Raw genomic sequence first — 22866 nt, 5'->3', positions numbered from 1 at the left:
CGGGTAACGGCTTGTGATGAAGTGATCCTATTGCGCAACCTGTTCCGACATCACGTCGTCGCCATCGCGCTCGGGCAGCATCAGAAACAGCCCGAGGCTGACAACCGAGCCCATCGCCATGATGATCGACACCGTCAACAGTTGGTCGTCTCCCAGCCAGCCAAACAGGGCGCCCGCCAGCAACGGACTTCCCGCAGCGCCCAACCGCCCCACGCCCAGCGCGAAACCTGTGCCGGTGGCCCGCGCATAAGCCGGGAAGCCGCGCGCAAAGGCGGCATAATAGCCGCTAATCGCTGCATTGGTGAAGAAACCGGCGATCATCGTCGCCATTTGCCACGCTTTCAGCGTATCACGCCCCGTGCCGAAATAGGCCACCATCATCGCGCCGATCAGCAACATCAGCGCGGTCGGCCACCTGACCCCCAGCCGCGCCATCACGAAGCCGAAAAGCGCGCTGCCCAGAAACCCGCCAATGTTGGCATATGTCAGCACCGTGGCCGCCTGTGCTGGAGGATAGCCCGGCGGATAATCGGACACGATCTGCACACCAAACTTCAGGATGTAATAAAAAGTGATGCAGTGGAATGTGTAGCCGAACGCCAACAGCAGGGTGACCGGGCGCAGTTTGGGGTTTGACAGGATATCGGTTACGCGCGGCTTGGCGGTGCCCGCCACGATCACCGGCAGATCGCTGATGGCAGGCTTGCCGAAAGCGGCGAGCGTGCGGTTCACGCCCGCCAGATCGCGCTTCGTCACCAGATAGGCCGCTGTTTCGGGCACCAGCACCAGAATGACCGGGATCAACACTGCGGTCACCACCGCGCCGAACAGAAACACCGCGTGCCAGCTGTAGGTGGGCAGCAGCCATTCCGATGCCGCAATTCCGCCGACGATCGCGCCCAGCGGATAGCCCGCCACGTAAACCGCGATGGCGATAGAGCGCCAACGGCTGTTGGTGCTTTCGGCAACCACCGCGTTGGTGGTGGTGAGCATCCCGCCGATGCCGATGCCGGTGAGGAACCGGTAGGCAACCATCGGCTGGACCGCCGCTGCGATGCTCGCCAGATACATGCCAATCGCCATCAGCACGAGGCAGACAAGCATCGTAGATTTGCGGCCATACCGGTCTGCCGCCCCGCCCAGAAGCACGGAACCGAAGCCCATGCCGAGCAGTTCGGCCGAAAGCACCACGCCCAGCGCCGGGCGGGCAATACCCCAATCAGCGGTGATCCCCGGTGCCGCAAAAGCGCTCGACAGCACGTCAAACCCATCAAGCGCGTTCAACAGCACCATCAGGACCACCACGATCCATTGGCGCACGCCCATTGGCGTCTGCTCGATCACCTCGCGCGGGGTCTGTGTCATGCGGCCCTTTTCCTCGTCCCGATATTCGCGGCCAGTTGGCCAATTGCTATTGCTTATAACTTATTCGTGGATTCGGGAAAGCAGTTCGATGAGCTGCTTCACTTCCTTGTCGGAAAAGCGGCTTTTCACCCAGGATTCATGTTCGCCAATGGCGCTCTTGGCGCGGGCGAGCATGGCCAGGCCTTCTGGCTGAAGGAACAGAGCCTGCTTGCGCCCATCCTTGGGCGACCGGTCGCGCCGCAGGAAATGCTTGGCTTGCAACCGATTGATGATCGCCATCGTCGTGGCGCGGTCCATCCGCAGGCGCTGGGCCAGATCGGTCTGCGCGATGCCGGGATGATCATCGACCAGCCATAACACCGAAACCTGCTTCTGGGTCAGATCCAGATCGGTGAACGTCTCGGTAAAATGCCGCAGGCACGCGCCATGCGCCAAGCGGATGTGGAAGCCGAGAATATCGTTGATCGCACCGATGTCTTCCTCGCCGGTATGCCCGGCGGGCGCGATTGCATCGGCAAAATTGTCCCTGATCAATGCCCAGCCCCCAACGAATGCGCTTGTCTAATTGTTAGCATTACATACAATATCACGAGGAGGATGCTATGGCACAATTTCCGAACACCCCCAGTTTCACGGGATTCAACACGCCGTCGCGGATAGAGGCGGACATTGCCGACCTTGCGCACGAAGGCACGATTCCGGCAGGATTAAACGGCGCATTCTATCGCGTCCAGCCCGACCCGCAATTTCCGCCCCGTCTGGGCGACGATATCGCCTTCAACGGCGATGGCATGATCACCCGCTTTCACATTCACGATGGGCAGGTGGATTTCCGCCAACGGTGGGCAAAGACCGACAAGTGGAAGCTGGAAAACGAAGCCGGCAAGGGCCTTTTCGGTGCCTATCGCAATCCGCTGACCGACGATGAGAGCGTGAAGGGCGAAATCCGCTCCACCGCCAATACCAACGCCTTCATTTTCGGAGGCAAGCTCTGGGCCATGAAGGAGGACAGCCCCGCCCTCGTCATGGACCCGGCGACGATGGAAACTTTCGGGTTCGAAAAGTTCGGCGGCAAGATGACCGGGCAGACCTTCACCGCACATCCCAAGGTCGATCCAAAAACCGGCAACATGGTCGCCATTGGCTATGCCGCAAGCGGCCTTTGTACCGACGACGTGACCTATATGGAGATCAGCCCCGACGGCGAACTGATCCGTGAAGTGTGGTTCAAGGTGCCCTATTACTGCATGATGCACGACTTCGGCATTACCGAGGATTACCTTGTGCTGCATATCGTGCCTTCGATCGGCAGCTGGGAACGGCTCGAACAGGGCAAGCCGCATTTTGGCTTCGATACGACGATGCCGGTCCATCTGGGCATAATCCCGCGCCGCGATGGCGTGACCGATCAGGACATCCGCTGGTTCAAGCGCGACAACTGCTTTGCCTCCCACGTCCTCAACGCATGGCAGGAAGGCACGAAGGTCCACTTCGTCACGTGCGAGGCGAAGAACAACATGTTCCCGTTCTTCCCTGACGTTCACAGTGCACCGTTCAACGGCATGGAAGCGATGAGCTATCCCACCGACTGGGTGGTGGACATGGCAAGCAATGGCGAGGACTTTGCGGAAATCGTCAGGCTTTCGGACACGGCATCGGAATTCCCGCGTATCGACGATCGCTTTGCCGGCAAGAAAAGCCGCTATGGCTGGTTCCTCGAAATGGACATGAAGCGCCCTGTCGAACTGCGCGGCGGCAGCGCCGGTGGCCTGTTGATGAACTGCCTTTTCCTGAAAGACCTGGAGACCGGCAAGGAACAGCACTGGTGGTGCGGCCCCGTCTCGTCCCTGCAGGAACCGTGTTTCGTACCACGCGCCAAAGATGCACCCGAAGGCGATGGCTGGATCGTGCAGGTCTGCAACCGCCTGGAAGACCAGCGTAGCGATCTCCTGATCTTCGATGCACTCGACATCGAGAAGGGGCCTGTGGCAACCGTGAACATCCCCATCCGCCTGCGCTTTGGCCTCCACGGCAACTGGGCGAATGCTGACGAAATCGGCCTTGCTGAAAAGGAACTTGCTGCATGACTCAAATCCGCGCCGCCGTTTGCCGCGAAGGCAGCACGCAATTCTCGATTGAGGATGCGCAGCTCGATGCGCCTCGCGCGGGCGAAGTGCTGGTGCGCATCGTCGGCGCGGGCGTCTGTCATACGGACATGGCGGTGCGGGATCGGCAACTTCCGGTTCCGCTGCCCGTCGTGCTCGGCCACGAAGGTTCGGGCGTGGTAGAGGCTGTGGGTGATGGCGTCACCAGCGTCTCGCCGGGCGACGCGGTGGTGCTGTCCTTCGCCAGCTGTGGCACCTGCCCCAATTGTGCCGATCATGCGCCTGCCTATTGCTACAACTTCGGCCCCTATAACTTCGCCAGCGCGCGGGCGGACGGCAGCGTGGCCATCAGCACCGCGCAAGGCCCGGTCCACAGCCACTTCTTCGGCCAGTCCTCGTTCGCCACTCACGCCATCGCCAGCGAACGCAACGTGGTGAAAGTGCCAACCAGCGCAGCACATGTGCCGCTCGAACGGCTCGGCCCGCTCGGCTGCGGGCTGCAGACCGGCGCAGGCGCGGTGCTCAATTCGATGGCGGTCAAGGCCGGACGCTCGCTGGTCGTGTTTGGCGCAGGCGCGGTGGGATTGTCGGCGATCATGGCCGGGCGCATCGCTGGGGCTGATCCGATCATTGCCATCGATCTTCACGAAAACCGCCTCGCGCTCGCTCGCGAAATCGGCGCGACGCACACGATCAAGGGTGATGCCGACCTTGCTTCAGCTCTCCACGACATCTGCCCGACCGGCATCAACTACGCCTTCGACACCACCGGTCTTGGCAAGCTGATAGAACTGGCCTTCAACCAGCTTGCGCCTCGTGGCATCCTTGGCCTTGTCGGCGCATCGGATGCCGACGCGATGCTCCATTTCAACGAAACATCGCTGATGGGCGGCGGCAAGCGGGTGATGGGGATTCTCGAAGGGGACAGCGACCCGCAGGCGTTCATTCCGCAATTGATCGAACACCACGTTGCCGGTCGGTATCCATTTGATCGCCTTGTCGAAATGTTTGCCTTTGACGACATAAATGCAGCGTTCGAAGCCAGCGAAAGCGGGCGTGTGATCAAACCTGTGCTCAAGGTTTCCGCCGCATGATCCAACCGGGCCTTGAATTCGTTTACGAAGCAACCGGCGAACTGGAACCGCCGGTTGCGATCGGCGAAACGTTCGACGGCACGCGGCGGATCATTCCCATCGTCGGCGGCGGGCGCGTGGAAGGGCCGCTCATCAGCGGCAAACTGATCGGCAACGCGGCAGACTGGCAGGTAACGCGGCCCGACGGGGTGACCGTGGCCGATGCCATCTATGCTCTGGAAACCGACGACGGCGTGGTGATCCAGATCCGCAATCGCGGTCTGCGCCACGGCCCTCCCGATGTAATGCAGCGCCTTGCCACAGGGCAGGAAGTGGATCCGGCGGAATACTATTTCCGCACGGTGCCCGAATTCATCGCACCTGTGGGCAAATACGATTGGATGAACCGCTCGATCTTCGTCTGCTCGGGCGCGCGCTATCCGTTGGGCATCAAGCTGTGGGTGTGGCGGGTGACCTGAATTTAGCGCCCCCGCGCAGGCGGGGGCCTCCGTCGGTTTACGGTGAGCTTACATAACAACACTGAGGTCCCCGCCTGCGCGGGGAGTCCGCTTATCCCGCCGCCCGCTCCAACAACCCAGCTTCATCCCGCTCAGCCCGGCGCGCGATCAGCACCATAAGCACGGCGATGGGGATCGCGACCACGTTGATCGAAAGCATTGCCGTGCGCAGGCTGCCTGTGGAATCCGACAGCAGCCCCACAACATATGGCCCGATGCCCATGCCAAGGATCGTCATCACGAGCAGGTACAGACTGGCCGTCAGCCCGCGCATCCGGGGCAGAACCTGATCGTACATGATCGCATAGAGCGGCGGCATCCAACCGGTGAGGATAAAGCTGTAGATCAGGAAGCGGGCATAGAAGCTGCCCGGATCAGCCGCAAAATAGACCCAGAACGACAGGACCGGCGAAACCGCCATCGCGAACAACGCCACCCAGGCCCGCCCACCGCCGGGGAACCGCTGGTTCAGCCAGTCAGACAGTGGCCCCCACACCAACGGACCGATGATACCCATAGCCGCCGAAAGCAGGCCGAACTGCAACGCCGTTTCCTGCATCGACAGGCCGTAGGTGCGGATCAGGAAGCTGGGGTTGAAGGCCATCATCCCATAGTTCAGCACTGATTGCAGCGTGCCCACCGCAATGCACATCATCACCGTGGGCGAACGGGAAATGACCCGAAAGGCTTGGGCATCGCCCAGCTTCATGCCCTGCATCAGATTGACGATCACGAAGGCGCCAAGGCCGATCACGCTCCACTGCAAGGCGTGCGGATTGATCGCCGCCCCGCCCAGCATCATCGGCGGCTTGGGGCTGATCGCCGTGCTGATCCCCGTCAGCGCAAATGCTACGGCGGCGATAGCGACCAAGGCCATCAGATTGCCGCGCACCATCGCGCCACTCGCCCCCCTGCCTTTCATGCCGATCCAGTGGAAACCGGGCGTCACCGAACCGAGCAGCGCAATGCTCGCGCGGAAAGGATGCGGATCGCGCGGTGTTTCGATTCCGTCCATCTGCCCGCGCACCGGTTCGCGCAAGGTCCACAGGAACGCGGCAAGAATGAAGCCCGGAGCAGCGGCGACAAGGAAAGCGAACTGCCAGCCTTTCAGCCCAAGCGGCGCTGTGCCAGCGGCATGGGCACTGTCCCACCACCCCGCCGCCACGCCGCCCAGCACGAGCGACCCACCAAGGCCAAGCGCAATAGCCGAAGCCATGACCGACATGACAAAGCCGCGCCGATGCTTGGGCCAGAAATCATAGATAAGCGATGTCCCCGCAGGCTGCGTCGCCGCCTCGCCGATGCCCACGCCGAGGCGCGATAGGGCCAGCATGGCGAAGCTGGATGCAAACCCCGCAAGCCCTGTGGCGGCGGACCAGAACAGCAGGCTGATCGTCAGCAGCCGCGTGCGTACCCAGCCATCCGCAAGCCGCCCGACGGGCAGCGAAAACAGCGCATAGAACAGCGCGAAAACAGTGCCATAGAGCAGCCCCATTTCCGCATCGCCAATGTTCAGGTCTTTCTTGATAGCAGGCGCAAGGATCGCGAGAATCTGCCGGTCGAGCAGGCTCATCGCATTGGTCAGCGCGACTAGGACGAGCGCATACCATGCTCCGGGGGCCAAAGCAGCTTTGGGTGGCGTGCGGCGCGGCTCAGTGGACATTGGCTCTCCCATTACCCTTGTTCTTCAGCCCAACGCCCCCGTGCAGGCGGGGGCCTCAGTCGTTTTACACCAGCGTTCCGTCAGAACACCGGGGCCCCCGCCTTCGCGGGGGCGCTGGTTGTGTGAAACCACGCCCTACAACTTGAACCACTTCTCCGCATTCGTCTGGAAGAACTTCTTCTTGGTTTCCGCACTCATGTCCATTGAATCCATATCGCGCACTTCCTGCGCCACGTACTGATAGGGATAGTCCATTGCATACATCACGCGGTCCTCGCCCATCACCTGCTGGCAGAACTTGATTGCCGGTTCCCAAGCCATGCCGGAATTGGTGACCAGCACGTTCGACTGCATGTATCCGGCGATGGACTTCTTGAGCGGCTTCATCCGTTCATACCGCTGCGAGCGCACGCCCGCCTGGTGCATGTAATCAAGCCGATAGAGCCAGTAGGGCAGCGCTTCGCCCATGTGGCCAACCATGATCTGCAGGCTGGGATATTTGTCGAAAATGCCGATGGTGATCAGGCGCAGCAGGTGCATCCCCGTTTCCACCCCAAAGCCGAAGATCGCCCCATCCAGCCCGGCTTCCAGCATGGGCGCTATCATTGCATCCGGTGGTGTTGCCGGATGGATGTAAAGCGGCTGATCCATGTCGACCAGCGCGCGGAAGATCGGATCGTAGAACTCTTCATCCAGATAGCGGCCTTGGGTATGGCTGTTTATCTGAATGCCCTTGAAGCCCAGTTCCATCGCCCCGCGCCGGATTTCCTGCGCCGACCATTCGGGATCCTGCGGCGCGACCGCGCCCATGCCGATGAAACGGTCCGGGTGCTTGCTGCAGGCCTCGGCCAGCGTATCGTTGGCCCGCGCCGCCAGCCGCCTGGCCTCGTCAATATCCAGCAAGGGCTGCACACCGGGCGAGGTAAGCGCGAGGATGGCCTTGTCGATGCCCGTGGCGTCCATATCGGCCAGGCGGCGATCACCCAGATCGAGCAGCCGCTCCATGATCTGCATCGCCCGTTCCGACGGCGATGTGGCGTAGAAGCCCCAAAGCGAGACCATGCCCTTGTCCGCGCTTCCATCGCGGATCATCCGCAAGTAGACGTCGATGATCTCCTGCGTGGCAAAGGCTTCTTCGGTGGCGATGCGCAGATATCCGCGATCCCCGCCAGTTTTCAGATCGTGTGTCATGCAGGCTTCCTTCCCCGGAAGGGCAGCCTGCACCCGTTCACCTTCTTATGGTGAGCGCGAGGCTGCCGATGTGATTCATGCGGTCTGGCGCATTGAACCGGTTGACGTACTGGCCGGAATACCCAGCCTCCAAAGCTATGCCGCGCGCCAGCGGCACACCCACGCCACCGAACACGCGCACCTGATCGAACCCGGCGCGCTGGCCCCAGGTCGTCGTATCGAGATTGACGAAGGGTTCTGCCCAGACAATCGCGCTCACGCCCGCGCCCGTCGGGGCATCCAGTCGCACCATCTGCCGCAAACGCCACCCCATGTCCGACCGGCCTTCCAGCCAGCGCTGTTCCAGCCGCGTTCGTCCCGTCACCGTTGTCTTGCCCGCCTTGCCAGCGATACGCATCAAGGCCTGCTGGAACATGCGATGCTCGTCCGTGGGCGCGCCATTCAGCGGCTCGGTCCGCACGTAGGCATAGCCGAGAAACAGCGTGTCGCTTGGCGTGATGCGATAGCCAACGGCAGGGCGCAGCAAGACCTGCCCCAGCCGATCCGCGCCGTCCGTCAGCCGGAACTGCACATCGGAAAACAGCAGAACCTTGTCGCCCACTTCGATGGTGGAAAAGTTCGCCAGCCAGATCTGCTCGTCCTCTTGCGCGGCAAGGACGGGCGACGACAGCAGCAGGCTGGCCGCCGCCAGCAGAAAACGCAAACGGCGCATGAGGAACTCCGGGCAAGGCTGGATTGCCCCGGTGCGCTATCGCCCCATCATTGCCCAATGATTTCCTGATCATGTCGAAGCCCGCAATTCAGGCCTCGTGAACTGCCTTGGTCACAAGGCAGGCCATAACACCTTCCGGCCCATCCTCTGCCCCGTGGCCAGACCACTTCACGCCGCCAAACGGGGAATCCGCGCCGCCGATCATGGTGGTGTTCAGCCCGAGCATCCCCGTCTCGACCTCACGCGCCAGACGCTTCTGCCGCGCTGCGCTGTCGGTCCAGGCATAAGCGGCAAGGCCATAGGGCAGGCGATTGGCCTCGGCGATCATCGCCTCTTCCCCACCATAAGGGTTGATCATCACGACCGGGCCGAACGGCTCCTCATTCATGATCGCGGCATCCAGCGGCACTTCCGAAAGGACGCTAGGTGCGTAGAAGAACCCGGCATTGCCGATGCGCTCCCCCCCGGTGTGCAGCTTTGCGCCGCGCGCCTTGGCATCGCCAATCAGGCGGTCCATCGCTTCGGGACGGCGAGCGTTGGCCATCGGTCCCATTTGCACGCCATCTTCCAGACCATTGCCGACCTTGATCCGGGCAGCCCGTTCGACAAAACCGTCACGGAAGCGTTCGAACACGTTCTCTTCCACGATGAAACGGGTGGGCGAAACGCAGACCTGCCCGGCATTGCGATACTTCGATGCCACCATCGTATCGAGCGCCTTGTCGATATCGGCATCACCAAACACCATGACCGGACCGTGGCCGCCCAGTTCCATCGTGGTGCGCAGCATGTTGTCCGCCGACAACCGCATAAGGTGCTTGCCGATCACGGTGGAGCCGGTGAACGACAGTTTGCGGATGATGGGTGAGCCAAGCAGATGGCGGCTGACTTCATCGGGCACGCCAAACACGGCCTGCGCCACTTCTTTGGGCAAGCCTGCGTCCAGCAGGCACTGAAGCACACCCAGTGCCGATGCAGGTGTCTCTTCGGCGGCCTTGAGGATCACCGAACAGCCCGCCGCGATGGGCGCGCCCAGTTTGCGCCCCGGATTGCCGAGGGGGAAATTCCACGGTGCAAATGCGGCAACCGGCCCAACCGGTTCATGCGTAACCGTGCTGCGCTGCCCCGCCGGGCGCACCAGCGTGCGGCCATAGAGGCGGAAAACCTCGCCCGCATAGAAATTGAACAGACCAACGTTCATCATCACTTCGATGCGCGCTTCGGGAAGGGTCTTGCCCTCTTCCATGACCGCTACCCGCGCCAGGTCTTCCTGCCGCTCAAGCATCAGGCGCGCGGCACCCTGCAGCACGGCGGCGCGCTGCTGCGGCGTGGAATCGCGCCATATTCGAAAGCCCTTCGCCGCCGTTTCCAGCGCGCGATCAAGATCGGCAGCTTCGGCCATCGGAAGTTCGCCGATCGTCTCGCCAGTGGCGGGATTGACGACGGGATGGGTCCGCCGACCGCCGCCGGAAATGCGTTCGCCGTCGATGATCATGTAAAGCGCAGGATACTGGGTCATGTCTGTTCCATCAGGCTTGCAGGCGGAACGTCGGGAGGGAGTGACGCTCCGCCTGCAACTCTTACTTCTTCGCGTTTTCGCGGTCGATGTCGCCCTGCCAGCGCTGCGGGATCATCTCTTCGCCGGTCACGGGGTGCTTCATGTGGAAAGCGTTGACCTTGTGCGTTGGCCACAGCCAGTGCCCTTCGAGCAGTTCGTCCGGGCCGGTGGGATCGGTCGGGTAGGTGACCTTGGGGAACGGCACGTATTCGTGCGGGGTATTGGCCCAGCCGCTTTCAAAATCGCCGTGCCAGATCGGCATGTAGTTCAGGACGTGCATCCGCCATACGCCATCCACCTTCTTGTAGGTGTTCTCGTAAATGCCACCTTCCCACCACTGGCGCGCCTTCAGATGCGGGGCATCGCCTTCATAATCCTTGTGCCGCCCGGCCTGCATCATCGAACGCGCGCGCCCCAGCGCGGTCACGCCATCGGGCTGGATGTTGATGATGTCCTGCATCTGCGGATGATCGAGCAGGAAGCCGTCGATCGGGCCGTTGTTCCCGTATGTGAAGCGCTTCTGGAAGCGTTCTACATAAAGGCGGCGGACGCCTTCCTTGCCTTTCCACACACCACCGAAGAAGCGCACTTCGCCATCGTCGGTGAACAGGTCCACCGTCTCATTGTACATGCACTTGTCGATCAGATAGCCGTAGAGGTGCTGCAGCTTGCGGATGTCCAGCTCGTCCTCACGGACGGTCAGGCGCGTTTCAAGGTCGTTCAGACGCGCTTCAAGCGCGGCAATCTGGTTATCGTCGGACACGTCCTGCTCCCATGCAATTTAGTTTGTGTTACTAACAATCTGACGAAGCGATCCGCCCCTGTCAACGACGATGTTTCAACGGCCAAGAGCCTCAAGCCGTTCGACTTCTTCGCGATAGGGCTTGATCGCCCGGAACATCAGGAAAGTGGCCAACGGCAAAAGCACGCAGGCGGTCAGCAGCATGGATTTCCACAACTGCGTCGGGTCCACGAACAGCAGATCCTGCACCTTGCCCACCACATAGCTGCCCATCGCGCCGAAGAAGGTGAACATGAACAGGTAGAATGCCGTCACCTGTCCGCGCATCTCATTGGGCGCAACACGCTGTACCGCAGCGTTCTGCGGCACGGCCCCGGCAATGCCGAACATCGCCGCAACGCCAAACATGATCATCGAACCCCACGCCGTGGGCATCAGCAGCGCAGCAATGGTGCTGACTGTCGTGCCCGCAAAGCAGCAGGTTGCCGCCCGCACGTTGGCGTCCTTGTACCGGCGCGACAGCCATTCGGAGAACACGCCCCCCAAGAGCAGCCCGCTCAGCGAAGCAACAAGCACGGTCGCGCCAAGGGCGGCACCGATCTGCCCTTCATTCCAGCCGAAGCTGCGCACCATGAACGGCACGCGCCAGAACTGCAGACCAAAGCTTTCCACCGCGCTGAGCGCCAGTGCCCCGAACAGCGGGTAGTAGACGCGCGGCTTGGCGTTGATCGCGCGGAAAGCATCGAAGCCCATGAAGGTCAGCAGGCTCCGCCCGAAACCGGCAGACTGAGGCGCTTTGGGTGCGTCTGCAGCAGGGGCAAGACGCGGCGGCTCCTTCACGGTCAGAAACAGCAGACCAACCAGCAGAGATGGAATCCCCATGAAGATCAGAATCCACTGCCAGCCAAGAATCGTCAGCGGCCCCAGTTGCGTCGGCCCCCAAGGCGCGGTCATCATCACCAGCATCCCGCCAATCAGCGGGCCGAGCGTCGTGCCCCCGATGAACCCGAACTGCAGCAGCGCAAAGGCGCGCGTAAGCTTTTTGGGCGGAAAGGCATCGGCCAGCAGCGAATAGGCCGAAGGCGCGTGCGCCGATCCGCCTGCCGCCAGAAACACCCGGCTGCCCACGAATTGCCCGAAGCTTTGCGCCAGCCCGCCCAGCGCGATGATCACCCCCACCAGCGCAGCACCGCCACCCAGCACATATTTGCGCGGATAGATATCCGCGAGCCGAGCCAGCGGAATGCCGACGAAGAAATAGCAAATGATGCTGGCCGGGCCTGCCAGAAAGCCCAACTGCGAATCGGTGAGGCCGAAATCCCGTTTGATCCGTTCGGCCAACATGCTGAACGTGATCGCGTCGAAGAAGGTCAGGAACGTGGCCAGCACGATCACGAAAAGCGCCCAATAGGCCGCCCCGCTCGACGGCCAATCCCGTTCCACCATTCCGTTTGCATCGGGATTCGCCGTTGCGACGACACCAGCCATGACTTCTCCTCTCCTTCCGCGTTGCCCGCTTTGGCGGTGCGTTTCGATGCGGCGATATTGTTAGTCTTGCATACAATTCCCTGCTGGTGAATACACAAGGTGAAAAATGATTCTCCGGCACCCCTTTCGGGTTATCGGGCAGACATCTGAGGAGAGGTTCAATGCAAAATCTGCCGGGCAAGACTGCGTTCGTAACGGGCGGCGCAAGCGGCATCGGGCTGGGTATCGCCAAGGCTCTGCTGGGCGCTGGCATGAACGTGACCATTGCCGATATTCGTCAGGATCACCTCGATTCCGCAGTCGAGGAACTGGCCGGTGGGGAACGTGTGCTGGCCGTGAAGCTGGACGTGACCAACCGCGCGCAATTCGCCGAAGTGGCCGATGCGGTCGAGGCGAAGTTCGGCAAGATCCACCTCCTCGTCAACAACGCTGGCGTCGCCGTGGTCGGCCCTACCGAGCTGGCGTCTTATGCCGATTGGGATTGGGTCATGGGCGTGAACCTTGGCGGCACGGTCAACGGCATCGTCACCATGCTTCCGCGCATTCTGGCGCATGGCGAAGGCGGACACATCGTCTGCACCGCATCGATGAGCGCGCTGGTGCCCGCCCCCGGCACGACCATCTATTCATCCGGCAAGGCGGCTGTCACTTCGATGATGGAATGTATGCGCCCGGAACTCGAATCGCGCGGCGTGATCTGCAGCGCTTTCTGCCCCGGTGCCGTACAATCGAACATCGCCGATGCTGCCAAGACCCGTCCCGCCGAACTCGCCGACACGGGTTATGCCGAAGCAGACAAGCGCCGCGCTGCTGGCGGCAATTTCATGCACCTCTATCAGACCAAGGAGCAGGTCGGTGAGCGCGTGCTGGAAGGCATCCTGAACGACGAACTCTATATCCTCACCCACTCCGAATTCCTGACCGGCGTGAAGGAACGCGGCGAAGCGATGACCGCAGCGGTGCAAACCCACTTGCCCGAAAACCCCGAATACAAGGAAACCTTCGCGATCCTGTTCCGCAATCCGGCCATCACCGCCGAAATCGCCCGCCAAGGCGCGCTCAAGGAAAAGAGGGGCGCATGAAGGACTTCGCAGGCCGCACCGCCTTTGTAACCGGCGGTGCCAACGGCGTCGGCATTGGCCTTGTACGGCAGCTCCTCAATGAAGGGTGCAGGGTCGCCATTGCCGATATCCGTCAGGATTCGATCGACAAGGCCCTCGCCGCGCTCGACAACCGCGAGGTCATGGGCGTCCAGTTAGACGTGGCCAGCCGCGAGGGTTTCAAAGCTGCGGCAGACGAGGTGGAAACCAGGTTCGGCCCCGTCTCGATCCTGTGCAACAATGCGGGCGTGAACCTTTTCCAGCCAATCGAAGAGTCATCCTACGATGACTGGGACTGGCTGATGGGCGTCAACCTGCATGGCGTTATCAACGGGGTGATGACCTTCGTTCCGCGCATGGTCGAACGGGTGAAAGCGGGCGAACAAAAGGGCGGCCACGTGGTGAACACCGCCTCGATGGCCTCCTTCCTCGCCGCAGGCAGCCCGGGCATCTACAACACCACAAAGTTCGCGGTGCGGGGCCTTTCGGAATCGCTGCACTATTCGCTGCTGAAATACCAGATCGGCGTTTCGGTGCTTTGCCCCGGTCTGGTCAAAAGCTACATCTACGCGAGTGACGATGTGCGCCCCGATGCCCTGAAGGGCGCAATGAAGCCGGTCGACCCCACGGCGGTCGAACGGCTGCAGGGCCTCCATGAATTCGGCATGGAACCGGACGTGATCGGCGCGCGCGTGATCGAAGCGATGAAGGCCAATCGCCTGCACATCTTCTCCCACCCCGATCACAAGGAAGAAGTGCGCGAGATATTCGACGAGATCATCGCGGAATATCAGGACTACCCGAAAGACGCAGGCCACGATCAGCGCGTGGCCTTCGAGAAATTCCGCGCAGACAGCTTTGCCGAAACCCGGCGACAGTCGCGCATGGCGGATTTCTGATCGCAAACAAAAAGGGCGGAGCCGCAAGGCCCCGCCCTTTCTCTTTCAGTTCTCGCTGGTTCAGGCCACGTCGCGCAGCGCCTCAACGAACTTGTCGATATTGCCGGTGGTCAGCCCGGCAATGTTGATGCGGCCCGAACCTGCCATGTAAACGCCGTGCTTTTCGCGGATCGCAAGGATCTGTTCGCCATTCAGCGGCAGCATCGAGAACAGGCCGTTCTGAACGCCCAGCCGTGCCATGTCGATCGGCCCGACCTGCTGCGCAGCCGCAAGGCGATCACGCACCCAGCGCATCCGGTCACGCATCTCGTCCAGCTCGGCCAGCCACATCGCGGTCAGGTCTGCATCTTCAAGGATCAGGCGAACGGCAGCAGCGCCGTGATCTGGCGGCATCGACCACGATGCGCGCGCGATCGTCGCGCCATTGGCCATTGCATTGGCCAGCGCCGTCGCATCCGCTGTCACCGCGTAGAACGCGCCCACGCGATCGCGATAGAGGCCGAAGTTCTTGTCGCACGAATAGGCCACCAGCGCTTCGGGCACCACCGAAAGCACCTTGCGCAGGCCATAGGCATCGGCTTCCATGCCCGCACCAAGGCCCTGATAGGCAAGGTCAAGCAGCGGCAGAACCTTGCGCTCCACCAGCAGCGGGGCGATCTCGTCCCACTGCGCTTGCGTGTAATCAACGCCGGTCGGGTTGTGGCAGCAGCCATGCAGCAGCACGGCATCGCCCGGCTCAGCCTGGGCCAACGCAGCCTTCAGCGCATCCAGATCGGCAAGGCCATCAGCGGTCATGTGGCTGAAAGTCTTCAGCTCCACACCCACCGCAGCGATGATCTGCGCATGGTTGGGCCACGAAGGCGTGCCCATCCACACCCGCTTCACGCCCGAACGCTTGGCCACTTCCACAGCCAGACGCACTGCGCCGGTCCCGCCGGGGGCCTGCATACCTTCAACCTTCGAACGGTCAAAGTCAGCACCGAAAACATAAGGGATCAGCGCATGGACAAAACCCATGTCGCCTTCGGGGCCGAGGTAAGCCTTCGAATCCTGATCGGCCAGAAGCTTTGCCTCGGCGGCCTTGATCGCCTTGAACACCGGCGTATCGCCTTCCGACGTGCGGTAAACACCCACGCCAAGGTCGATCTTGTCAGCGCGCGGATCGGCGTTGTGGAGCTTGATCAGCGCCAGCAGCGCATCGGCGGGCTGGGCGGCAAGATTTTCGAGCATGGGCTGCAGACCTCTTTCGCGGGGAGCAAATAGCGGCGGCTCCATGCCGCCGGAAATCCGCCGGGGCAACCCCCGCATTTCAATTATAAGGTATGCGTGGCCAAATTCGTTCGGAAGTTGCCCGAATCCTTCAGAACGGGAACCAGCTCTGCTTTTTCGAGAACTTCATGTAGCCGCCATTGATGCCAAGGCGCAGGCCCGCGCCCGAACGCACCGGAATCAGCACCTTGTCGCCCTTGCGCACATAGCTGACGTGGAACCCACCGATGAGATAGGCCTGCCCCTCACCCGCAGCAAAACGGGTGTACAGCTCCTCGCTGTCATAAAGGTTATAGACCAGCACGAAGGTGCTGGCGGCATTTGCGCCAGCATCGAACCCGATCGACGGGCCGGTCCAGTAAACCGGACGCTCGCCTTCAACCTTGTGATGCAGCGTGCCCGAACCATAGCGCAGGCCAACCACCAGCGCGCCTCCCGCTTCACGCCCGACGATATAGGCATTGGGTTCGCCCTGCTTCTTGAGCAGATCCTTGATCACATCGGCAAGACCTGCCGCACCTTTGCCGAACACGCCTTCGGCGGCACCGATCAGGTCATCCTCCTTGTAGGAACCATTCGCGCCCGCTGCTGCGGTGGCTGCCTGCGCTGGCGGAATTCCCTGCGATGGAGCGGGCGTGGAAGGGGTTGGTGGCACATAGGGTTCGGTTGCAGGCGGCGCGTCGGCAGGAAGCGCGGGCAACATCCCGACTTCAGACCCCGCGGGCGTCGCGGCGGGTTGCGCCGGTGTGGTGCCGGGGGCAACCAGATCGCCATCGATCGCCGCATTGGGATCGACCGTTTCCACTTGCGCGGCCACGGGGTTGCCAATCAAGGCCAGCATGGCCGCCACAGCGGGCGCAAACACCCTGATCTTCCACCGATTCGTCATCTTCGCGTCCATCCCGTCAGATCGTGCCCGCCATCCACTCCATCGGGAGAACGGCACGGACCCCTGCATTTTTCACCTGAATCCAACGCTACCCTCACCACAATGAACCGGCGATGAGTCGAGTCAGAAATGCGCCCAAGCGCCCGGATCGGGGATTTTTCCCACCTTGCGTTTTTTTGCCCACGCAGCCCTTGCCGCCCCCCACAACCCTCGTTATAGCGCCCCCTCGCCGCTGCGATCCGGAGACGTGGGTGAGTGGCTGAAACCAACGGTTTGCTAAACCGTCGTACTGGTAAATCCGGTACCGAGGGTTCGAATCCCTCCGTCTCCGCCATCCCTTGAATATGTGATTACCCCTCCGGGGTATCAGCCTTCGGCTACCGGGATTGTCCTGCGGGAAGCGCCTGTCTCGCTCAGGCCTTGAAATCCCATCACAACGGGCGACCGATGCCGTTATCCGGCCAGTCATGTTGGAAGGATGTTGGAAAGATCGGCACCTTGGCCAATTAAACTGCTGATTTTGTTGGAGCGGGTGAAGGGAATCGAACCCTCGTATTCAGCTTGGGAAGCTGCTGCTCTACCATTGAGCTACACCCGCACGCACCGAAATGGGCAGCGCATTGTCCGGTTTGGTGGACTGTGCGGCCCTCTGCCATGATCGGGGGCGGGTCGTCAACCATGCCGCGGGGAGCGTTGTGGCTTTTGCGCCGCAGCGGTTTCAGATGTGACGATTTTCTGTTGCAGGCGGGTTGCGCATCCCGTTGCAATTGCGCCAGAACGTGCCGCGTCGCACCGCCGATGCCGCGCGATCCAGCGGCATCGTGCTGCAAGGCGAAAGGACAATTCATGAAGCCTACCATCACAGCAAGCCTGCTGACTCTGGCCGCTGGCCTGCTTGCCCCCACCGCCGCGTCTGCGCTGGCCGCAACGCCCGCGCCTGCCGCCAGCGCTACAGATGATGCAAGTCTTACCGCGTTTCTCGATGCAGAATTTGCCGCATGGGTAAAGCAGCAGCCACAGCTTGCAACGCGCCTCGGGCTCAAGGACGGTGGCGATAAATGGAACGACATTTCCGATGCCGCTGCCGATGCCGAAGTTGCCTGGCGGCAGGACAGCGTAAAGCGGATGCGCGCGCAGTTCGACCGGGCAAAGTTGTCTCCACAGGCGCAAGTCAACTTCGATATCTGGGCGCTTGAGGCCGATCGCGCCGCGCTTTCCGATGCCGATCGCAAGTTCCGCCCGCCACTCTATTCGCGGCTCTATTCGGTCCACAGCCAGTTGCCCGATTTTCTCGTCAACACGCACACCGTGGCCGATGTTACGGATCTGAAAAACTATATCGCCCGCCTGCGCGGCATTCCGGCGGTTCTTGATGTGGCTATCGCCCGCACCAAGGCAAGCGAGGCAGCAGGCATCCGCGCGCCGAGGTTCCAGGTCGAAACCGTGATGACCGGCAGCGAAAAGCTGATCAGCGGCGCACCTTATGGCAATGGGCCGGACGCTGCGCTTTGGGCCGATGTCAAAGCCAAGGCGGCAGGGCTGGTAAAATCGGGCAAGCTTACGCAGGCCGAGGCTGACGCCTTGCTGGCCGAGGCGCGTACTGCAATCCTCGATCTGAAGCCTGCCTACCAGCGCGTGATCGCATGGGGCAAGGCGGCGCTGCCAGCGGCCCCCAGCGGCAAGGTCGGCGCGGTTTCGCTCCCCGGCGGCGCGGCGTTCTATGCCAACGCCCTGAAGCTCAACACCACGACAGACCTGACCGCCAACGAAATCCACAAGATCGGTCGCGCCGAAGTCGCCCGGATCGAGGCGGAGCAGGATGCCCTTGCGCGGCAGGCGGGCCTGAAAGACCGCAGCGCGTTCTATGCCGAGCGCGCCCGGCTCAATCCACCCAAGCCCTGGGACGATGCCGCCCGCGCGGACTACCTGACCAAAGCGAATGCCTTTGTGGCGCACACGCGCACGCTGCTGCCGAAGTATTTCGGCACGCTGCCCGAATATCGCATCGAAGTGGTGCGCGAACCGGCCTTTTCCGAAGTGCCCGGCGGCGCGGCCCATGCCTCTGCCCCCAGCCCCGATGGCGCGCGCCCTGCCCGCACCTATGTCCATCTGGTTGGCGATACCGAAGACCCGGCGGCGATGTACACGCTGATGTGCCACGAAGCGGTGCCCGGCCATAACATGCAGGGCGATATTCAGGTGCGGCAGAAGGGCGGACCAAAGTTCCGCGCGGTCACCGGCTATGTCGCGTTCGGCGAAGGCTGGGGCCTCTATGCCGAAGCGATGTGCAAGGAAATGGGCGCATTTCCCGACATCGCCGCCGACTTCATGCGGCTGGATGCCGAACTGTTCCGTGCCGCGCGCCTGGTCGTCGACACCGGCATTCACGCGATGGGCTGGAGCGAGGACGAAGCCGTTGCCTATATGAACGAGACGGGCCGTCAGCCGCTGGAATCCGCGCGGTCGGAAGTGCGCCGCTACATCACGCTGCCGGGGCAGGCCACGGGCTACAAGATCGGGATGCTCAAGATCATGGAACTGCGCCGCAAGGCCGAAAAGGAAATGGGCGCGAAGTTCGACATTCGCGGCTTCCACGATCTGCTGATCGCTTCCGGCTCGCAACCGCTGTCGATCCTTGAGCGGCGCGTGAATGAATGGATTGCCGCGAAGTCCTGACCGGCATTCACTTTCGTCATTGCGAGCCGCGCGCCGCGCGGACGAAGCAATCCAGAGCGGCCCCACGCCAACTCTGGATTGCTTCGTCCGCGCTGCGCGCGGCTCGCAATGACGAATGCACACGGGCGGGATGAAGGGGCGGGCAGCGAAAGTTGCCCGCCCCTTTTTGCATTGCGCGATCCGCGTATGGACTGCCCGCAATGCCGCGAACAGATTGTTCGAGCGGCTTCCAAAATCCTTTTCGCAGTCGCAAAAACAAAGGCGTTGACGAACTTTTGACACCTGTCCAGTCTTTGCCCTGACACCGCGTTCGACTCGTTCCGGACACGGCCTGCCAAGGGGGAAATCGCGACCATGACTTTGGCCGAAACTGCTGCCCGTGATCTTGCCACGGATGTTAGCGCGGCGAACCCTAAACACCTGCTTCGCCGTCATCTTCTGCAGTTCCTGACGCTGACCGCACTGCCCGCATCGATCGTTCTGGCGCAGGCTGGAAAGGAACCGGCGCGCGATCCATCGAACCCGGTGGAGAGCGAAGCTGGCATTCCGATAAAAGACGCGCTGGTCGTCGAAAAGTGCGGCACGTGTCATACTGCAGATGCGAAGGGCAACCTTTCACGCATCTCGTATGTCCGCACCACGCCCGAAGGCTGGGCGCAGGTTATCCGGCGCATGTCGTCGCTCAACGGCCTGTCCTTGACGCCGACCGAAGCCCGCGCCGTCATCCGCTCGCTTTCCGCCAGCAACGGTCTTGCGCCCGAAGAGGCAAAGCCGGTGGCCTATCTGGCCGAACACCGCATCATCAACGAAACCAACGTTCCGAACGAGACGATCCGCCAGTCCTGCGCCGCCTGCCATGCCTTTGCGCAGCCGCTGTCCTGGCGGCGGTCGAAAGCGGAATGGAGCCTGCTGCGCAACCTGCACGTCGCCATGTATTCACAGGCCGATGCGCAGTTCAGAAAGCCGGTGGAAGACCCCACGCAGCCCACGCCGCCGAATGGTGCTTTGAAGCCGCTGCCGGTGGAAGTGGCGATGGAATACCTCAACAAGACCGCCCCGCTCACCACGCCTGAATGGACGAAGTGGCAGGCCCGCCAGCAGTCGGCAAAGCTGGGCGGCAAATGGCTCGTCAACGCCATGCTGCCCGGCAAAGGACTGTACGTGGGCGAAATGATCGTCACTCCGGCAGGCGGAGATGATGATTATTCCACCGCAATCACGCTGAAATCGCTGGCCGATGGCTCCACCCTGTCCCGCAGTGGCAAGGGTCTGGTCTATACCGGTTATTCATGGCGCGGAACGTCTTCGAGCGGTGCCGAAGGTGCAACGCCTGATGCTCCTGCCGACCATGAAACGCGCGAGACGATGCAGTTTGCACCGGATCGCAAATCTGCCGAGGGCCGCTGGTTCTGGGGCGACTACAAGGAATTCGGCTTCAACGTGAAGCTGACCCGCGCAGCCGCAGAGCCGACCGTATCGGCGGTGTGGCCTTATGCGCTGAAGGCCGGAAGCAAGGGCGCAACGCTCAAGCTGATCGGCGATGCGTTCCCGGCGGGGCTGAAGCCTGCCGACATCGATCTGGGCAAGGGCGTGACGGTTACCAAGGTCACATCAGTCAGCCCTACCGAAACGATGCTGACGATCGATGTGGCCGCCGATGCAGCGGTGGGCGCACACGATATCGGCCTTGGCGGATCGGTCCTGGCCGCTGGCCTGCCGATTTACAAAAAGGTCGATTACCTGAAGGTGACGCCCGAAACCGCCATCGCCCGCCTTGGCGGCAGCGAGAAGCACGCCCCGGGATACCAGCAGTTCGATGCCATTGGCTATGACGCCGGGCTGGACGGCAAGCCCTATACCACCGACGACGTGGCGCTCGGGCCCATCGACGTAACGTGGTCGATGCAGGAACTGCAGACCGTCTATTACGACGATGACGTGAACTATGTCGGCAAACTGAGCCAGACCGCGCTGTTCACGCCCGCCATTGATGGCCCGAACCCCGAACGGAAATGGGGCCGCAACAACTACGGTGAGGTGTGGGTGGTCGCCACGGCCAAGGCCGAAAAGGACGCATGGGGCAAACCGCTGACCGGCAAGTCGTTCATGGTCGTCTCTGTCCCCGCCTACAAGCGCTTCGATCAACCGGAGGTGGCCAAGTGACGACCGTCCTTTCCCCCAAATATCGCCGTGGCGATATCCATCTGTTCGACGCCGATGGCGCAGGCTTTGTCTACCTTGCCTCCGCTGGCGCGATCTTTGCGCTGGATGAAGGTGCAGCCAGCGTCATGGCGCTGCTGGGCGAAAAGCAGATGGCCTATGGCGAAATGGTCGGCGCGCTGGTGGAGGCGGGCTATTCCCGCGCCGATGCCGAAGACCTGATCCGCGAATTGCGCGCGGTGCGCGGGATCGTTTCTGACGAGATCCGCGAAGCCCCCCTCGCCCCGCCTGCCCCGCCGGAAGACTACCCGTTGCAGGCGCTGGTGCTGAACGTCACCAACCAGTGCAATCTTGCCTGCACCTATTGCTACGAATTCGGCGCGGACAAGATCGCCACGCCTGCGGGCAAGCCCAAGTACATGACGCTGGAAACGGCAAAGACATCGGTCGATTTCCTGCTGAAAAGTTCGGGTGACCGCGAGGTGCCGCACATCACGTTCTTCGGCGGTGAAACGCTCATGAACTTCAAGCTGCTGCGCGATGTAGTGCTCTATGCCAACGAGGCAGCGGCAGCGGCAGGCAAGCGCATGACGTATAGCCTGACCACCAACGCCACGCTGCTGACCGACGAGATTATCCAGTTCCTTTCGGATCAGGCCATCGGCGTCACCGTTTCGATGGACGGTCCGCCCGACTTGCAGGACAAGCGCCGCGTCTACAAGAACGGCAAGGGTTCCTATGCGGTGATGGAACCGCGCCTGCGCAAGCTGATCGCCGGACACAAGACCCGCGCCATCACCGCCCGCGTCACGCTGACCGAAGGCGTGACCGACGTGATCCGCATCTACCGCCACCTGAAGGACGATCTGGGCTTTCACGAAGTGGGCTTTGCCCCGGTGACGGACTCCGGCGAGCAGGCCTACACGCTCGACGCCGATGGCATGGATACGTTGGTTTCCGCGTTCCACGAACTCGCTGCCGAATGGCTCGCCTATGCCCTGCGCGGCGAGATGCACGGGTTCTCCAATGTCTCGGAGACAATCAGCGAGCTGATCCAGGGCACCAACAAATCGCACCCTTGCGGCGCAGGGCTTGGACTGGTGGGCGTCAGCCCATCGGGCGATCTTTCGCCGTGCCACCGCTTCACCGATGCCGATACGCATGTGCTGGGCCACGTAACGACGGGGCTGGACAAGGAAAAGCGCACCGACTTTCTGACGCGCGGTCATGTGGGTGCAAAGTTCGATTGTTCCACCTGCTGGGCGCGCCCGCTCTGCGCCGGTGGCTGCCATCACGAAGCGTTCGTCCGCTATGGCGATACCGGGCACGCGAACCTGCATTATTGCGACTGGATCCGCGAATGGACCGAGGCCTGCCTCAAAATCTACGGCACGGTCGCCCAACGCAATCCCGAATTTCTTGAACGCTTTGCTGCACGAAAGGGCTTGTCATGAAGCA

At 62.0% G+C, this 22866-nt stretch carries 18 protein-coding genes and 2 tRNA genes; 9 read left to right on the top strand and 11 right to left on the bottom strand.

The features are described from left to right. Window positions 1-27: 27 nt before the first annotated feature. Together ACOVQ0_RS04760 and ACOVQ0_RS04755 are read right to left on the bottom strand one after the other, a co-directional pair. Window positions 28-1365: an MFS transporter gene (locus tag ACOVQ0_RS04760; protein WP_421880794.1), complete on the bottom strand. Its 1338-nt coding sequence runs from the start codon at window positions 1363-1365 to the stop codon at window positions 28-30. 60 nt (window positions 1366-1425) lie between these two features. Further along, the gene (locus ACOVQ0_RS04755) at window positions 1426-1899 is read right to left on the bottom strand and encodes a MarR family winged helix-turn-helix transcriptional regulator (RefSeq protein WP_421880791.1); all 474 of its coding nucleotides are present in this window, start codon (window positions 1897-1899) and stop codon (window positions 1426-1428) included. Between the two features lie 68 nt (window positions 1900-1967). On the opposite strand from ACOVQ0_RS04755, the gene ACOVQ0_RS04750 reads away from it, so the two are divergent. The 3 genes from ACOVQ0_RS04750 to ACOVQ0_RS04740 are packed head-to-tail and all read left to right on the top strand — an operon-like array spanning window position 1968 to window position 5022. Next, window positions 1968-3452: a carotenoid oxygenase family protein gene (locus tag ACOVQ0_RS04750; protein ID WP_421880788.1), complete on the top strand. Its 1485-nt coding sequence runs from the start codon at window positions 1968-1970 to the stop codon at window positions 3450-3452. Beyond that, window positions 3449-4564 carry an NAD(P)-dependent alcohol dehydrogenase gene (locus tag ACOVQ0_RS04745; protein WP_421880784.1) on the top strand — a complete coding sequence of 372 codons (1116 nt, stop codon included), beginning with the start codon at window positions 3449-3451 and terminating at the stop codon, window positions 4562-4564. The genes ACOVQ0_RS04750 and ACOVQ0_RS04745 overlap by 4 nt, the downstream gene beginning before the upstream one ends. Continuing rightward, window positions 4561-5022: a DUF3237 domain-containing protein gene (locus ACOVQ0_RS04740; RefSeq protein WP_421880780.1), complete on the top strand. Its 462-nt coding sequence runs from the start codon at window positions 4561-4563 to the stop codon at window positions 5020-5022. Before ACOVQ0_RS04745 ends, ACOVQ0_RS04740 begins: the two co-directional genes overlap by 4 nt. Window positions 5023-5113: 91 nt before the next feature. Here ACOVQ0_RS04740 and ACOVQ0_RS04735 read toward each other — a convergent pair whose 3' ends face one another. The 6 genes from ACOVQ0_RS04735 to ACOVQ0_RS04710 all read right to left on the bottom strand — a co-directional run bounded on the left by ACOVQ0_RS04735 (window position 5114) and on the right by ACOVQ0_RS04710 (window position 12415). Continuing rightward, complete coding sequence (locus ACOVQ0_RS04735) at window positions 5114-6724, bottom strand: MFS transporter (RefSeq protein ID WP_421880777.1); 1611 nt, start codon at window positions 6722-6724, stop codon at window positions 5114-5116. A gap of 135 nt (window positions 6725-6859) precedes the next feature. Continuing rightward, window positions 6860-7915, bottom strand: a complete 1056-nt coding sequence (locus ACOVQ0_RS04730) for an amidohydrolase family protein (protein ID WP_421880775.1) — start codon at window positions 7913-7915, stop codon at window positions 6860-6862. 37 nt (window positions 7916-7952) lie between these two features. Then, a complete protein-coding gene (locus ACOVQ0_RS04725) occupies window positions 7953-8627 on the bottom strand; it encodes a DUF2490 domain-containing protein (RefSeq protein WP_421880772.1) in 675 nt (224 codons plus the stop codon). Between the two features lie 88 nt (window positions 8628-8715). Then, on the bottom strand, window positions 8716-10146 hold the full coding sequence (locus ACOVQ0_RS04720; protein WP_421880769.1) for an NAD-dependent succinate-semialdehyde dehydrogenase: 1431 nt from the start codon (window positions 10144-10146) through the stop codon (window positions 8716-8718). Between the two features lie 61 nt (window positions 10147-10207). Next, window positions 10208-10948: a nuclear transport factor 2 family protein gene (locus ACOVQ0_RS04715; RefSeq protein ID WP_421880766.1), complete on the bottom strand. Its 741-nt coding sequence runs from the start codon at window positions 10946-10948 to the stop codon at window positions 10208-10210. Between the two features lie 75 nt (window positions 10949-11023). After that, window positions 11024-12415: an MFS transporter gene (locus ACOVQ0_RS04710; protein WP_421880763.1), complete on the bottom strand. Its 1392-nt coding sequence runs from the start codon at window positions 12413-12415 to the stop codon at window positions 11024-11026. 161 nt (window positions 12416-12576) lie between these two features. Here ACOVQ0_RS04710 and ACOVQ0_RS04705 point away from each other — a divergent pair, with 161 nt between their 5' ends. Next, complete coding sequence (locus ACOVQ0_RS04705; RefSeq protein ID WP_421880761.1) at window positions 12577-13497, top strand: SDR family NAD(P)-dependent oxidoreductase; 921 nt, start codon at window positions 12577-12579, stop codon at window positions 13495-13497. Continuing rightward, on the top strand, window positions 13494-14414 hold the full coding sequence (locus ACOVQ0_RS04700) for an SDR family NAD(P)-dependent oxidoreductase (RefSeq protein ID WP_421880757.1): 921 nt from the start codon (window positions 13494-13496) through the stop codon (window positions 14412-14414). The genes ACOVQ0_RS04705 and ACOVQ0_RS04700 overlap by 4 nt, the downstream gene beginning before the upstream one ends. Before the next feature lie 60 nt (window positions 14415-14474). On the opposite strand, the gene ACOVQ0_RS04695 is transcribed toward ACOVQ0_RS04700, so the two are convergent. Next, the gene (locus ACOVQ0_RS04695; RefSeq protein WP_421880754.1) at window positions 14475-15644 is read right to left on the bottom strand and encodes an amino acid aminotransferase; all 1170 of its coding nucleotides are present in this window, start codon (window positions 15642-15644) and stop codon (window positions 14475-14477) included. 130 nt (window positions 15645-15774) lie between these two features. Next, window positions 15775-16572 (bottom strand): DUF1134 domain-containing protein, encoded by a 798-nt coding sequence (locus tag ACOVQ0_RS04690; protein ID WP_421880752.1) that lies wholly within the window; start codon window positions 16570-16572, stop codon window positions 15775-15777. 241 nt (window positions 16573-16813) lie between these two features. Here ACOVQ0_RS04690 and ACOVQ0_RS04685 point away from each other — a divergent pair. Then, window positions 16814-16906 (top strand) — tRNA-Ser (locus ACOVQ0_RS04685). Window positions 16907-17096: 190 nt separating this feature from the next. On the opposite strand, the gene ACOVQ0_RS04680 is transcribed toward ACOVQ0_RS04685, so the two are convergent. Continuing rightward, window positions 17097-17170, bottom strand: a tRNA-Gly gene (locus ACOVQ0_RS04680). Window positions 17171-17418: 248 nt separating this feature from the next. Here ACOVQ0_RS04680 and ACOVQ0_RS04675 point away from each other — a divergent pair. From ACOVQ0_RS04675 to peaB, 3 genes are all read left to right on the top strand, one after another. After that, the gene (locus ACOVQ0_RS04675; RefSeq protein ID WP_421880749.1) at window positions 17419-19248 is read left to right on the top strand and encodes a DUF885 domain-containing protein; all 1830 of its coding nucleotides are present in this window, start codon (window positions 17419-17421) and stop codon (window positions 19246-19248) included. A gap of 354 nt (window positions 19249-19602) precedes the next feature. After that, window positions 19603-21411, top strand: coding sequence for a quinohemoprotein amine dehydrogenase subunit alpha (gene peaA / locus ACOVQ0_RS04670; RefSeq protein ID WP_421880746.1), 1809 nt, complete (start codon window positions 19603-19605; stop codon window positions 21409-21411). Then, entirely contained in the window at window positions 21408-22862 is a 1455-nt protein-coding gene (peaB, locus tag ACOVQ0_RS04665) for a quinohemoprotein amine dehydrogenase maturation protein (RefSeq protein ID WP_421880743.1), read from the top strand. Before peaA ends, peaB begins: the two co-directional genes overlap by 4 nt. Window positions 22863-22866: the final 4 nt, after the last annotated feature.

The organism is Novosphingobium sp. (genome assembly GCF_049240505.1).
Classification (GTDB): Bacteria; Pseudomonadota; Alphaproteobacteria; order Sphingomonadales; family Sphingomonadaceae; genus Novosphingobium.
The sequence above is the reverse complement of the archived record's forward strand: the minus strand, read 5'-3'. Positions and strand labels throughout refer to the sequence as shown.